General features: G+C 43.2%; 13 protein-coding genes and 1 pseudogene. 7 read left to right on the top strand and 7 right to left on the bottom strand.

Going from position 1 to position 13,441, the window contains the following annotated elements; translation table 11 throughout:
- Window positions 1-60: 60 nt before the first annotated feature.
- From F612_RS0110140 to F612_RS0110150, 3 genes are all read right to left on the bottom strand, one after another.
- Complete coding sequence (locus F612_RS0110140) at window positions 61-1,053, bottom strand: glutathione S-transferase family protein (RefSeq protein WP_019557660.1); 993 nt, start codon at window positions 1,051-1,053, stop codon at window positions 61-63.
- A 113-nt stretch (window positions 1,054-1,166) separates the two neighbouring features.
- Complete coding sequence (locus F612_RS0110145) at window positions 1,167-2,003, bottom strand: pirin family protein (RefSeq protein WP_019557661.1); 837 nt, start codon at window positions 2,001-2,003, stop codon at window positions 1,167-1,169.
- Window positions 2,000-2,407 (bottom strand): DoxX family protein, encoded by a 408-nt coding sequence (locus F612_RS0110150; RefSeq protein WP_019557662.1) that lies wholly within the window; start codon window positions 2,405-2,407, stop codon window positions 2,000-2,002. Before F612_RS0110150 ends, F612_RS0110145 begins: the two co-directional genes overlap by 4 nt.
- A 137-nt stretch (window positions 2,408-2,544) precedes the next feature.
- Here F612_RS0110150 and F612_RS0110155 point away from each other — a divergent pair, with 137 nt between their 5' ends.
- From F612_RS0110155 to lspA, 7 genes are all read left to right on the top strand, one after another.
- Window positions 2,545-3,447, top strand: a complete 903-nt coding sequence (locus tag F612_RS0110155; RefSeq protein ID WP_019557663.1) for a LysR family transcriptional regulator — start codon at window positions 2,545-2,547, stop codon at window positions 3,445-3,447.
- A 204-nt stretch (window positions 3,448-3,651) separates the two neighbouring features.
- On the top strand, window positions 3,652-3,915 hold the full coding sequence (rpsT, locus tag F612_RS0110160; RefSeq protein ID WP_019557664.1) for a 30S ribosomal protein S20: 264 nt from the start codon (window positions 3,652-3,654) through the stop codon (window positions 3,913-3,915).
- 93 nt (window positions 3,916-4,008) lie between these two features.
- On the top strand, window positions 4,009-4,317 hold the full coding sequence (locus F612_RS0110165; protein ID WP_019557665.1) for a DUF3817 domain-containing protein: 309 nt from the start codon (window positions 4,009-4,011) through the stop codon (window positions 4,315-4,317).
- A gap of 145 nt (window positions 4,318-4,462) precedes the next feature.
- Entirely contained in the window at window positions 4,463-5,992 is a 1,530-nt protein-coding gene (gene murJ, locus F612_RS0110170) for a murein biosynthesis integral membrane protein MurJ (RefSeq protein ID WP_026329733.1), read from the top strand.
- A gap of 198 nt (window positions 5,993-6,190) precedes the next feature.
- Entirely contained in the window at window positions 6,191-7,129 is a 939-nt protein-coding gene (gene ribF, locus F612_RS0110175) for a bifunctional riboflavin kinase/FAD synthetase (RefSeq protein ID WP_019557667.1), read from the top strand.
- A gap of 81 nt (window positions 7,130-7,210) precedes the next feature.
- On the top strand, window positions 7,211-10,039 hold the full coding sequence (gene ileS, locus F612_RS0110180; protein WP_019557668.1) for an isoleucine--tRNA ligase: 2,829 nt from the start codon (window positions 7,211-7,213) through the stop codon (window positions 10,037-10,039).
- Window positions 10,040-10,268: 229 nt separating this feature from the next.
- Window positions 10,269-10,787 carry a signal peptidase II gene (gene lspA / locus F612_RS0110185; RefSeq protein WP_019557669.1) on the top strand — a complete coding sequence of 173 codons (519 nt, stop codon included), beginning with the start codon at window positions 10,269-10,271 and terminating at the stop codon, window positions 10,785-10,787.
- 15 nt (window positions 10,788-10,802) lie between these two features.
- On the opposite strand, the gene F612_RS0110190 is transcribed toward lspA, so the two are convergent.
- The 4 genes and pseudogenes from F612_RS0110190 to F612_RS0110205 all read right to left on the bottom strand — a co-directional run bounded on the left by F612_RS0110190 (window position 10,803) and on the right by F612_RS0110205 (window position 13,436).
- A complete protein-coding gene (locus F612_RS0110190) occupies window positions 10,803-12,116 on the bottom strand; it encodes an ATP-binding protein (protein ID WP_019557670.1) in 1,314 nt (437 codons plus the stop codon).
- Window positions 12,117-12,785, bottom strand: a complete 669-nt coding sequence (locus F612_RS0110195) for a response regulator transcription factor (protein WP_019557671.1) — start codon at window positions 12,783-12,785, stop codon at window positions 12,117-12,119.
- A gap of 196 nt (window positions 12,786-12,981) precedes the next feature.
- A pseudogene (locus F612_RS13420) lies at window positions 12,982-13,084 on the bottom strand (YkvA family protein); the annotation flags it as partial.
- A gap of 163 nt (window positions 13,085-13,247) precedes the next feature.
- Window positions 13,248-13,436 carry a hypothetical protein gene (locus F612_RS0110205; RefSeq protein ID WP_019557673.1) on the bottom strand — a complete coding sequence of 63 codons (189 nt, stop codon included), beginning with the start codon at window positions 13,434-13,436 and terminating at the stop codon, window positions 13,248-13,250.
- Between the last annotated feature and the right edge of the window lie 5 nt (window positions 13,437-13,441).

A 13,441-nucleotide genomic window follows, 5' to 3' on the forward strand; every position in this document is an offset into this window, starting at 1 on the left:
TATGACCAGGCCTGGTCATTCTGTAAATTGATACAGGTTACGCCTGGTTTAATCCGTTTGTTAACCGTTTTTGTCGAATCGATTTCTATTATGGACTTGATTGAAGTCTTGAATGGGGCCTAAGGGAATAATACCCGTTGGATTAATGGTGTCGTGGCTACCGTAATAGTGGGCTTTGGAGTATTCCAGGTCAACGGTTTGTGCAATGCCCTGATGCTGATAAATATCGAGTAGATAGTTAAACAGGTTCGGGTAGTCGACTAGACGCTTGAGATTACATTTAAAGTGTCCGTAATAGACGGCGTCAAATCTAACCAGCGTCGTGAACAACCGAATATCGGCTTCTGTCAATTGGTTACCAACCAGAAAACGCTGTTTTGATAAACGCGCTTCACACACATCCAGTGCCGCGAAAAGCTTAGTGACGGCTCGCTCATAAGGCGCTTGCTTGGTAGCAAATCCCGCACGATAGACACCATTATTAATCGTTTGGTAGACGAATTCATTGATCTCATCAATCTCTGTTCTCAGTGATGCAGGATAATAATCACCCGCTTTGGCACCCAAGTGATCAAAGGCTGAGTTGAGCATGCGAATAATTTCAGAAGATTCGTTATTAACCGCAGTTTTTAGTTTTTTATCCCAAAGTAAAGGTACACTGACGACACCCGTAAAATTGGGTTCTGCCAAAGTGTAGATCTCATGCAACAGGGTTTTGTGATTGACGTTATCTTCGACCACACCTGCACCTTCATGAAACGTCCAACCTTCCGCGTCATTCATATAGGCATTGACCACTGAAACAGAAATGAACGCTTCCAGTCCTTTTATTTGACGCATAATCATTGTGCGATGCGCCCAAGGGCAGGCCAGTGAAATATAGAGGTGGTAGCGATTGGCTTCGGCTTTAAAACCAGCTGTACCTGTAGGGCCTGCTTGGCCGTCGGTCGTAATCCAGTTTCTGAACACTGGTTCTAAGCGTTTGAATTCACCTTGGGTCGTTTCCGTATCATACCAAACCGGTTCCCATTGCCCATTGACTAAAAATCCCATGATCTTTTCCTTTTTAATCTGTTTGTCCCTGTAGAGTCTATTTTTAGGGACCATTGAGTCTATTTTCTAAAGGCTTGATGCACTTAACCAGGCCTGGTTGATGTATAACAAACCTAAAATAGACCTTGTCTAAAGTCTTCAAAGGCCTGTTTTATTTCCGCTTGGGTATTCATGACAAATGGACCATGCCGTGCAATCGGTTCATTAATCGGTAGGGCTGAGCCGACAATAAAACGGCTGGCTTTGCTTTTTGCTTGTAGGCTTATGGTCTCACCTGCCGTCAAAATCGCTAAACTACCCTGGCCGAGCGTGCGTTTTTGCTCACCGACGCTTAACTCGCCATCAATAACATACATAAAGCTATTATCTGCGGCATTTACCGTTTGTGACCAGGTCTGGTCAGGTTTGAGGTGAACGTCCATAAACAGAGGGTGCACAAAGTTATTGACCACGGGGCCAACGGTGCCTTGATCTGTCTTGCCGACAATAACCCTTGTTTGACTACCGTCTGCGGCGGTTTCAACTGGAACCGACTCGGGCTCATAATCTTGATAACCCGCGGGCGTCATTTTGGCGTAGCTGGGAAGGTTGATCCACAGCTGGAATCCACGCATTTCGCCTGATACTTGTTCGGGCATTTCTGAGTGGACGATGCCTTTACCGGCCGTCATCCACTGAATGCCACCTGGTTTAAGCAGGCCACTATTACCATGATTATCTTCGTGGCGCATATGTCCCGCGATCATATAAGTCATGGTTTCAAACCCCCGATGTGGATGGGATGGAAACCCAGAAATATAATCATCTGGGTTTTCAGTGCCAAAATAATCCAGCATTAAAAATGGATCGAGCATATCAATTTCGGGCGTGCCAATCAGCCTGGTCATTTTTACGCCTGCACCATCTGATGTGGGCATTCCTTTGGAAATCTGTTGTATTTCTTTAATCATGGCAATTCCTTATTTTTGAGGTTATCAAATGAATACGCACCTGCACCATGGTGAATCAATAAAAGGAAAGCGCCAGCAATGGCCATATTTTTCATAAACATAATCATCTGGATTTGATTTGCAAAATCAAGGTGGAATAGTAAAGCTGATAGGATTGAAAACCCAGCCAGAGCGAAGGCTGCCAAACGAGTATGCCAGCCTAAAATGATGGCGATAGCGCCTCCAATTTCAGTTAATATGACGAATGGGAGTAAGCTGCCAGCAACGCCCATAGCCTCCATGTAATTGACTGTGTCAGAATAGTTAGATATCTTGTTGAGTCCAGCTATTAGGAAAAGGCTGGCGAGCAGAACGCGACCTATGGGGGCACTAAATTTGGTGCTGAATTCGATTAAGTTGTGCATGTTTCTCTCCTGAGTAACTGAAATAAATGAAGTGTCCTATAAGTTACCAATAGAATAACGCTTGTAGAGGTTGTAAAAAACCAGCAAAATAGTAAAACATTGTTGCTTAATAGAGAACAGTCAGCGGAGGATGTAGTGTGGGGCAGTTAGAAAACATACAGATTTTCATTCGTATCGTAGAAGCGGGTGGTATTGGCAAAGCTGCAGAACAGATGGATTTAGCGAAATCAGCGGTCAGTCGAAGATTGGCAGAGCTTGAATCCAAGTTAGGTACCCAATTATTGCAGCGAACAACACGTCGTTTAAACCTAACGGAGGCAGGTAGGTTGTATTATGAGCGTGCGATTAAGGTGTTAGATGCGGTTGATGAGATGAACGGTCTCTCCGAAATGGAAGGGGGGGAGATTGAGGGCGTTTTGCGCGTGTCTGTACCGATGTCTTTCGGATTAAGTCATCTTTCATCGGCCTTGGAGGCCTTTGCATGCCTGCACCCTAAGCTCCACCTACAGATTGATTTTTCGGATCGTCAAGTCGATATGATTGCAGAGGGGTTAGACCTGGCATTTCGTATTTCTCAATTACAAAACTCCTCTATTCAGGCGCGAAAAATAGTGCCTATTCAGGTTGCTCTGCTGGCAAGTCCTGAATACCTTAAACAATATGGGGTGCCTAAACATCATGATGATTTACAAAATCACCTACAGTTACGTTATGGGGGGTATGAAGATCATTGGCATCTAGTCGACCCAGAGGGGGGTAAGGTTAGTATTCATTTATCGGGGCAAATGAGTGCTAATAATGGCGATTTTTTATGCCAAATGGCAATCAATGGGCATGGTCTGGTCATGCTACCTACTTTTATCGCTTGGCAAGCCCTACAGTCAGGTGCGTTAGTGAAGGTGTTACCGGACTATCAAATACCCAGCATAGCTGCATATGCGATTTATCCCCAAAATCGTTTTTTACCCAAGAAGTCGAGGGTGTTGATTGATTTTTTAGTCGACCATTTTAAAGATAACATCTATTGGGATAAACATTAATAACTTGGTTTTGAACGTTTTTAAGGTAGATATTGTTGATTTATTTGACATGGCTTAGATAGATGTGGATAATCCTACGATTGCTTTCAGGCCATTTGTGGTTTTGTTATCTTCGTAGTGGTCTACGTTGAGGCATCGAGAGTTGTGTTAATAGAGGTCTACGGATCGGTTAATGCGTAAAACCTAATTATTGGAGATTTAAAAATGGCTAATACAGCTCAAGCAACCAAACGCGCACGCATTGCAGAAAAAACTCGTATCCTTAACGTTGCACAACGTTCGCATATGCGTACTGTCGTGAAAAAAGTATTAGTGGCCGTTGCTGCTGGTGATAAAGAGGCTGCAAATACTGCTTTCCGTGCCGCTCAGTCTAAGTTAGACGGTTTGGCGCGTAAAGGCATTATTACTAAGAACAAAGCGGCACGTTCTAAGAGCCGTATCAACGCTCGTATTAAAGCGATGGCGTAATTTTATTTAGTTTTTAACTAAGTAAAATAAAAAACCGGGTTTATCCCGGTTTTTTTGTATCTTAATTTTATCAATTGAGTCTAAGGAGTTTACATGACATTTTTACGTTTAATGGCCTTACTAGAAGGCACGTCATTATTGCTTTTATTATGTGTGGCGATGCCGCTTAAATATCAATTCGGCATGCCGGAAGCGGTGAGTTTGGTGGGGCGTTTGCACGGTGGTCTGTTTGTTGCCTTTAACCTGGTGCTGTTTTATAACGTCTTTAAAGGCCGGATCACTGGAGGACAGGGTTTTATTGGCTCGCTTGCTTCATTTGTGCCTTTTGGAACCTTTATCTATAAAGCCACTGTCTTAAAAAAATCAGCAACTTTGACTAACGTTTCAAATAACCTGGCATAAACTGAAAGCTTGGTTTAAGTTGATGGTTGAAGATGACATGGATAAGTTGAGACAATCGTAACCGCCATGGTTATGGGTCTGGTACAATTTCAACAGTTTAAGTTTGTCCCGTAAATCAATAACTAACCTGAGTGAGAACCCCCATTTGAAACGTATCATTAAAGCAACGGTCACTGTCGGAGGAATGACCATGGTCTCGCGTATTTTGGGATTTGTGCGCGATATGATTATTGCCCGCTACTTTGGTGCAACGGCTGGTGCAGATGCGTTTTTGGTCGCGTTTAAAATTCCTAATTTTTTCCGTCGCTTATTCGCAGAAGGGGCTTTTTCACAAGCCTTTGTGCCGATACTCTCTGAGGTCAAAGAGAAGCAGGGCAAGGCGGCCGTTAAACATTTAATCGATGCCTTGAGTTATCGGTTAGGGGGAATTTTATTGTTGGTGACGGCAACAGGTGTTTTTGGTTCTTCACTGTGGATGATGGTCTTTGCACCGGGTTTTATGGATGAGCCTGAGAAATTTAATCTCGCCGCCGATATGTTATCGATTACCTTTCCTTATCTATTATTGATCTCCTTGGTGGCATTTTCGTCGGCCATTATGAATACCTATAATCAATTTGCGGTACCGGCCTTTACACCAGTATTCTTAAATTTAGTGCTGATCAGTTTTGCTGTATGGGTTTCCCCCTTGTTAGATGTGCCTGTCATGGCATTGGCATGGGGTGTTTTAGCCGCAGGTGTGGTGCAGCTCTTATTTCATCTCCCTTATTTATACCGTTTAGGATTGCTACCGCACCCAACTCGTCAAGCAGATCCCGGAGTCAGTGACATTAAGCGTTTAATGATTCCGGCCCTATTTGGGGTGTCCGTTGCACAGATTAACCTATTGGTCGATACCGTTTTAGCGTCGTTTTTAATGACGGGTTCCGTCTCTTGGTTGTATTATTCCGATCGTTTAATGGAGTTTCCATTAGGGGTGTTTGGCGTGGCCTTAGCGACAGTCGTCTTACCAGGCCTGTCCAAAAAAGCCGCTAATGAAAACTGGGATGGATTTCAAAAGGATATCGATTCGGCTTTGCGTTTAGTTTTGATTATTGGCGTGCCAGCGACCTTGGGATTGCTGTTATTAGCTAAACCGCTCATCATTACATTATTCTATTATGGCGAATTTACGGCATTCGACGTCAGCATGTCAAGTGCGAGTCTGATGGCCTACTCATTTGGGCTACTGGGTTTTATCTTGGTTAAGATTCTCGCGCCCGCATTCTATGCTCGTAAAGATATGAAAACACCGGTTAAAGTGGCCATTATTGCTCTGACAACCAATATGATTATGAACCTGATTTTAATCGGTCCTTTTGCCCATGTAGGCTTAGCGGCTGCGACGAGTATCTCTGCATTTATGAACGCCGGATTATTGTATTGGTATTTGACAACACAAAATGTGTTTACGCCTTTGGCGGGCTGGGGTAGGTTGATTATTCAAGTGCTATTGGCCAATGTGATGTTAGTGATTGCCATTCTGCTCATAAATCCTGATTTAGGGCATTGGTTAAGTTTCAGTGGTTGGGAACGCCTTACTTGGTTGTTGGGTCTCGTAGTGAGTGTCATGGTGGTCTATTTTGTGACCTTAATGCTGGTGGGTTTAAACCCTAAAAGGTTATTAAAAAGCTAAGGTTGATGGGTTAATCATCCTTTTTTTTGAGTGAAATTCAGACTCTATTTTAAGATGAACAGGCCTGGTAAGTTTAAAAGGACGCTTGTTCTGACTATTTTAAACCGTTAAATCATACACTTTAAAAGATTATCAGACTCTTAAGGCTTTGAATCGGCTATAATTTAAGGCTTATTTTTTTAGTTAGTATTGGCGTTAATGCAGTTAATCCGTGGCTTACATAATCTCCAGCAATTTAAGTCGCAACTTAAGCAAGGCTGTGTACTCACAATCGGTAATTTCGATGGTTTGCACTTGGGCCATCAGCAAGTTGTGCAAGCCGTTGCCGAACAGGCGAAGAATAGGTGTCTGCCCAGCGTGGTGATGATTTTTGAACCCTTGCCGATTGAGTATTTTGCACCTGAAACAGCACCCGTGCGTTTAATGAATTTTCGTGAAAAAATTCAAGCGCTACAGTCCACCCAAATAGACTTTGTTTTGTGCGTGCGTTTTAATGCCTCTTTTGCCGAATTAAGTGCTGACGATTTTGTGCAGAATGTATTATTGGATAGCTTACATGTTAAATACCTGGTGGTTGGGGATGATTTCCGCTTTGGCAAACAGCGCCAAGGGGATTACGTTTATTTGCAAACCTTGGGGAAGTTGAACGGTTTTAGCGTGACAGATATGCCGACTTTTGATCTTACTAAAGAGAGAGTGAGCAGTACGCGTGTCAGAGCCGCACTCAGTTCGCATAACTTAACCGAGGCTAAGGCTTTACTGGGCAGAGACTTTAAGTTTAGTGGTCGGGTCATTCATGGCCAAAAATTAGGTCGCACCCTTGGGTTTAGAACGTTAAATATCAATCCTAAACGTGTTCATATGCCTGTCCAGGGCGTCTTTGCCGTGACCGTTGATGGTATTGCCGACAGGCCCTGGCCAGGCGTTGCTAATTTGGGCTTACGTCCAACGGTAGACGGTGTAAGACCTTCAATTGAAGTGCATCTGTTTCATTGGGATAAAGACCTTTACGGTCGGCACGTTGACGTTACTTTGGAACACTTTATTCGTCCAGAAATGAAATTTGAAAGTCTCGAGGCCTTGACGTTACAGATAGGCCTCGATGCTGAGTTAGCCAAGCAGTTTTTTAAAATTTAAACCGTGCAATTGTAATTATTTTTAGCCGATATTTGATTCGTGCTAAGGGATAAATGAGCACATTAACATAGTGAAGATCACATGACAGACTATAAACCAACCTTAAACTTGCCTGAAACAGATTTTCCAATGCGTGGAAGCCTGCCAAACCGTGAGCCTGCTCAAGTTGCCAAATGGCAATCAGAATCGTTATATCAAACGGTTCGTGCGCACATGAAAGGCCGTCCAAAGTTTATTTTGCATGACGGACCTCCGTATGCAAATGGTGATATTCACATTGGTCATGCCGTCAATAAAGTGCTAAAAGACATGATTGTTAAATCAAAAGGTCTTAGTGGCTTTGATGCACCGTTGGTGCCAGGTTGGGATTGTCATGGTCTGCCGATTGAACTGAATGTTGAAAAGAAAAAAGGTAAGGTCGGCCAAAAGATTGGAGCGACTGAGTTCCGCGAAGAGTGCCGTATTTACGCACAGAAACAGGTTGATGGCCAGATGGCGGATTTCCAGCGTCTCGGAATTTTGGCCGATTGGGACAATCCGTATCTAACTAAAGATTTTGCTTTTGAAGCCAATGAAATTCGTGCCTTGTCTAAAATTGTAGCTAACGGACACTTGGTTAAGGGCACTAAACCCGTTTACTGGAGTGTCGGTGCGCATACCGCATTGGCAGAAGCGGAAGTTGAATATGAGAATAAACGTTCTAAATCGATTGATGTGCGTTTTCCCGTCATTGATGATAAAGCCTTTTTTGCGCGCTGCCACCATGTGGAAGACCATTTAGGTGAAGGTCCTTTATCTGTGGTTATTTGGACAACGACACCTTGGACTTTACCGGCTAACCAAGCGGTTTCTATCAATCCTGAATTAGAATATGCCGTCGTACAGGTGGAAGGCGAACAAGGTCCAGAGCGTCTGTTTATCGCTGAAGCGATGATTAAAGACTCTATGGATAAATGGGGGTTCGATAAATATCGCGTGATTGCATACGGTCCGGGATCAGAGTTTGATTTAATCCGTTTACAGCACCCATTTTACGATCGTATTGTGCCATTAATTTTAGGGGATCATGTCACCACAGAAGCCGGTACCGGTTGTGTGCATACTGCGCCAGGTCATGGTCAAGAAGATTTCGCGGTCGGTCTGAAATATGATCTAGACGTTGATTGTCCAGTAGATGGCTCGGGTAACTTTGTGGCTGGGACGCCTTTGTTTGAAGGTGAGAATGTTCTAAAAGTTGATGATCACGTTATTGAAGTGTTAAAAGAGCACAAGGCGTTATTGCACATTGAAGTCATTGAGCACAGTTACCCGCATTGCTGGCGGACTAAAACGCCATTGATTTTCCGTACCACTCCTCAGTGGTTTATCAGCATGAGCGAAGGCGGATTAAGTGATCTTGCTTTGGCGGAAATCAAGAAAGTTCAATGGATTCCTGAATGGGGCCAAAACCGTATTGAAGGCATGATTGAAGGTCGCCCGGACTGGTGTATCTCTCGTCAGCGTTTCTGGGGGGTGCCAATCGCCATCTTCGTCCATAAAGTGACGGGTGATATGCATCCCCGTACCGTTGAGTTGATGGAAGAAGTGGCCAAACTCGTTGAGGTCAGCTCGATTGATGCTTGGTATGATTTGGATATGGATGCGATGCTGGGGGCGGAAGCCGACGACTATGAGCAAGTCACTGACATCTTAGATGTTTGGTTCGATTCGGGGATTTCACACTATACGGTTCTGAATCAGCGTGAAGAGTTATCAGCGCCAGCAGATCTGTATTTAGAAGGCTCTGATCAACATCGTGGTTGGTTCCAATCGTCGCTGTTATCCTCATTAGCATTAGACGGCAAAGCACCTTATAAACAAGTCTTAACACATGGTTTTACCGTCGATAAAGACGGCAAGAAAATGTCTAAGTCTAAGGGTAATGTCGTTGCACCTCAGAAGATTTCGAATACTTTAGGTGCCGATATTTTACGCCTGTGGATTTCGGCTGCGGATTATCGTTATGAGATGACTGTCTCGGATGAAATCATCAGCCGTACGGCGGATGCTTACCGTCGAATTCGTAATACCGCACGTTTCTTACTGGCGAATATCAATGGCTTTAATCCAGCGACCGATATGGTTGCTTATGAAAATCTGTTACCGCTCGATAAGTGGGTCATTGGGCATACTGCGAAGCTGCAAAAAGAGATCATCGAGTCTTACGACAGTTACAACTTCCATAATATTTATCAAAATGTCACACACTTCTGTTCAGTTGAATTGGGCGCGTTTTATTTAGATGTCATTAAAGATCGTCAGTACACTTGCAAGACCGATGGCTTAGCACGTCGCTCTGCACAAACGGCTTTGTATCATATTATTGAAGCAATGACGCGTTGGATTGCACCTATCTTGAGCTTTACTGCAGAAGAGTTATGGGAAGTGATTCCTGGTGAACGCCCATCGACTGTTTTTGTTGCAACTTGGTATGAAGGTTTAACAGTGTTAGACGAGTCAACGGCGCTTAATTCTGATTACTGGAACGAGATGATTTCAGTACGTTCTGCAGTGGCAAAACAGCTTGAGCAGTTACGAGCAGATAAAGTCATTAAAGGTTCGCTAACGGCAGAAGTCACATTGTATTGTGAAGACACTCTGTTCGCTAAGCTTTCTCAATTAGAAGACGAATTACGTTTTGTATTGATTACTTCTGCGGCGACATTGAAGCCTTTGTCCGAAAAATCTACTGCTGCTTTAGAGTCAGAAATGCCAGGTCTTTGGATTGAAGCGGGCGCAGCAGAAGCACCGAAGTGTGCACGTTGTTGGCATCATAGTGAAACGGTCGGCCAGACAGTCGCGCATCCTGAACTCTGTACACGTTGTGTCGAAAACGTCGATGGGGATGGAGAAATTCGCCACTTCGCCTAATAGAGAGCACATATCGCGTCTAAAACACGCCTGTTCTGCATTGAAAAAAGACGTTTACAAGCTGTAAACTCACCTTTCGTATTGAACAGACGTGTTTTAGGGGTAATCTGTATTGCTATAGACCATTGTTATTTTAGGCACGGAGATATAAAGGTTTTAGAGATTCTTTAACCTGGAGTATTCGTGCTTTTTTGTAGGCGAAATTAAATGAAATCAAAATGGAAAGATTATGTCTGATAATAAAATGACGGCTACGGCACTCAATTCACTGTGGATAGCGATTTTGATCATAGTGTTTGATCAGTTAACGAAGTTTTGGGCCGTTTCGACTTTAACCTTTGCAGAACCCGTTGCCGTGATGCCTTATTTGAATTGGACATTGGCTTATAACGATGGTGCGGCTTTTAGCTTCTTAGCCGAAATGGGCGGTTGGCAACGTTGGGTTTTTGGCGGTTTGGCATTAGTCGTAAGTACTGTATTAATCCTATGGTTAAGAAAACTGCCTAAATTATTAACGGTTGAAGTCTGGGGAATTAACTTAGTCTTAGGAGGTGCCGTCGGAAATGTTATAGATCGATTCTTAGAAGGGCGAGTGACAGATTTTATCGATTTCTACATTGAAAGTTGGCATTATGCCACATTCAATGTCGCTGATATGGCCATTACCGCAGGCGCAATTTTATTATTGTTATCAGAATTCTTTCTTAAGCCTAAAAAAGAAAAAATATTAAAACAAGCAGATGAATAGTCTCTAGCTCGGGTTTTAACCTTTAGGGTTTATCGTCTGTTGATAGAGGAAGATTAATCCACTATTCGATGGAGCATTCATGAGGAATATTTTGCCTCCTGTTTGCTCCGCCGCTGATTTGGCAATGGCCATGCCCAGGCCCAGGCCTGTCCCAGATACTTCCGTTTCGGTAGCTCGTGTAAATGCCTCAAATACGTTTTGTAATTGTTGTTCATTAATTCCGGGGCCTTGATCTTCAATTTTAATCTCCCAGCATGGTCCATCTTGGGTAGCTGTAATACTGATATGGGTGTTTGATGCACTGTATTTAATCGCATTGTCCAAGGCATTACATACGATTAAGCTTAAGGCTTCTAGATGGGTTTCAACGCTCAACGCCTCGTCAACCTCTAAAGATAATTCTATCGACTTTTCATCGGCAGCTGGGAAATACAAACCAATGCAATCTCGTAATAAGGGCGCCAAAGGTAAAGGTCGTTTAATCAGTGCCACACTTTGCATGCGATTAATATCCAGTAGTTGCTCCGTTAAGCGAATGCTACGGTTTACCCCCGCTTTAAGCGGGACTAAACGTTCATGCATTTCAGGCACTGTTTTAGCATGTTCCAAGTTTTGAACCTGCAATGATAAAGCAGCTAAAGGTGTTCTCAACTCATGAGCCGCATCTGCGGTAAAGCGTTTTTGCTGAATAAAAGCTTGATGAAGGCGTGCCAATAGACGGTTAATCGCTGAGATGAAATGACTTAATTCTTGTGGGATATCTAGCTCAGGCAAAGCTTCTGGCACTTGATGGCTGAGTTGTTGATCAATTTGATTTGACAATTTTTCAACTGAACGTAATTCACGATTTAACCCCCAAATAAAAACGCCCAGGGTGATCGGCAAGAGCAATAACATGGGAAAGAGCGTTCGTAAGGCACTGTTTAACGCAAGTTCATCTCTTTCTGCCGTTGGTTGCGCCACCACTAAACGAGGCTGAGCTTGAAGGTCACTCACCCATAGACGGTAGCGAGTTTCACCATTTTGAATTTCATGAAAGCCAGGAGTCAACTTGGAATTTAACCAGATAGGCAATGCGTGACTGTTTAATTGCCAAACCTCTAAGGCATATTCATGGTCAGTTCCGACTTTTTTATGCAGAACACCCGTATTTTGTGCATTAAGGAGCCCAATTTGGCGCAGAGTGTCATCTTGAAATTCTTGTGCTTCTTGATAAGCAAAATAAAAAACGGTCATTGAAGCGAAGCTGCTCGCTAACAGAATGCTGATGAGCAATAAAACAGTTAGGCGTTTACGAATAGAGGGCATCGAACTTTTAGCGTTTAACATCTAGGTTAAATTTTCCTTTGGCACCAGCCAACCAGCGCCGCGGACATTTTTAATCACACTGGCGTTTAACTTTTTACGCAGGGCATGGATTAAAAAATCAATCGCATTGCTTTCGACTTCCTCATTCCAACCATAGAGGTGATCCTCTAACTCAGAACGAGAAAAAATGCGGCCTGGCTGGCGTATAAGGGTTTGTAACAATGCAAATTCTTTGGCGGTTAAAACTTGACACGTGTCCTGCCAGCAGGCTTCAAAATTACTGGGGTTAAGTTGCAATCTCCCCACGCTTAGCAGCGGTACAACCTGTCCTGTTTGGCGGCGTAAGCTGGCTCGTAACCGTGCTAATAACTCTTGCATGTGAAAGGGTTTAATGACATAGTCATCTGCTCCCAAGTCTAATCCTTGAATGCGATTTTCCAAACCATCACGTGCCGTTAGAATCAAAATAGGCAGTTTGAGTCCTTGCAGGCGAATTTGGCGTAAAACGCTAAAGCCATCTTGTTTCGGCAAACCTAAATCTAATAAAATGGCTTGATAATTTTGTGTGCTTAAAGTCAATAATGCTGCTTCACCATTTTTAACCCAATCGACTGCGTAAGCGGCCTGTTTTAAGGCAATGACCAATGCTTCGGCGAGCATAGAATCATCTTCAACTAACAAAATTCGCATATCATCCTCCACCTTTTAAGACATGTAGTCTAACGGAATAATTCAATCCAGAAGTCATAAGTCATTACTATGACCAGCGCCCAAATGCAGAACACCAGCCATAATCCGAGTTTAGAGGCAGGTAGTTTTTGGTGGGTAAAGACAATGGCTTGGTTTTGAAAATCTTGCCATAATGGTTTTGGGATCCATTTTATAGCCAGCCAAATGCCAAGAGGCACTAAGAGTAAATCATCTAAATATCCTAAAACAGGAATGAAGTCTGGAATCAGATCAATTGGGCTAAGTGCATAGGCCAAAACCAGGATAGAAAAATACTTAACCCTGATAGGCGTTTCTTTAGACTGGGTCGCATAATAAAGGGCCACTAAATTTAACTTCAGTTTCGTGGCCCACTTTTTGATTTGAGTTATAAAATGTAACATTGCTTAAACCGACTTAAAATATTTTGACATAAAGACTCAGTCATTTTAATGCTGAGCTTTCTCTAAGGTAGCTTAAGTGCATCGACATAGAAACTGCATCACCACCGATTTTATCGTGAGTGGTGGCAAAAATTCTGACGATCCAGAAATCAGGTGTGATTTCTGGAACTTTGCTGAGTACTGTTTGAATAGGCGAACCAGACATCTCTAATAAAAATTTTTGAGACATCGTAG

The organism is Thiomicrorhabdus arctica DSM 13458 (genome assembly GCF_000381085.1).
GTDB lineage: Bacteria > Pseudomonadota > Gammaproteobacteria > Thiomicrospirales > Thiomicrospiraceae > Thiomicrorhabdus > Thiomicrorhabdus arctica.

Coding starts and splice junctions, on each gene's coding strand:
- lspA (WP_019557669.1), top strand. CDS start 10,269: ATGTCTGATAATAAAATGACGGCTACGGCACTCAATTCACTGTGGATA.
- ribF (WP_019557667.1), top strand. CDS start 6,191: ATGCAGTTAATCCGTGGCTTACATAATCTCCAGCAATTTAAGTCGCAA.
- F612_RS0110205 (WP_019557673.1), bottom strand. CDS start 13,436: ATGTCTCAAAAATTTTTATTAGAGATGTCTGGTTCGCCTATTCAAACA.
- F612_RS0110195 (WP_019557671.1), bottom strand. CDS start 12,785: ATGCGAATTTTGTTAGTTGAAGATGATTCTATGCTCGCCGAAGCATTG.
- F612_RS0110145 (WP_019557661.1), bottom strand. CDS start 2,003: ATGATTAAAGAAATACAACAGATTTCCAAAGGAATGCCCACATCAGAT.
- rpsT (WP_019557664.1), top strand. CDS start 3,652: ATGGCTAATACAGCTCAAGCAACCAAACGCGCACGCATTGCAGAAAAA.
- F612_RS0110140 (WP_019557660.1), bottom strand. CDS start 1,053: ATGGGATTTTTAGTCAATGGGCAATGGGAACCGGTTTGGTATGATACG.
- ileS (WP_019557668.1), top strand. CDS start 7,211: ATGACAGACTATAAACCAACCTTAAACTTGCCTGAAACAGATTTTCCA.
- F612_RS0110190 (WP_019557670.1), bottom strand. CDS start 12,116: ATGTTAAACGCTAAAAGTTCGATGCCCTCTATTCGTAAACGCCTAACT.
- F612_RS0110165 (WP_019557665.1), top strand. CDS start 4,009: ATGACATTTTTACGTTTAATGGCCTTACTAGAAGGCACGTCATTATTG.
- F612_RS0110150 (WP_019557662.1), bottom strand. CDS start 2,407: ATGCACAACTTAATCGAATTCAGCACCAAATTTAGTGCCCCCATAGGT.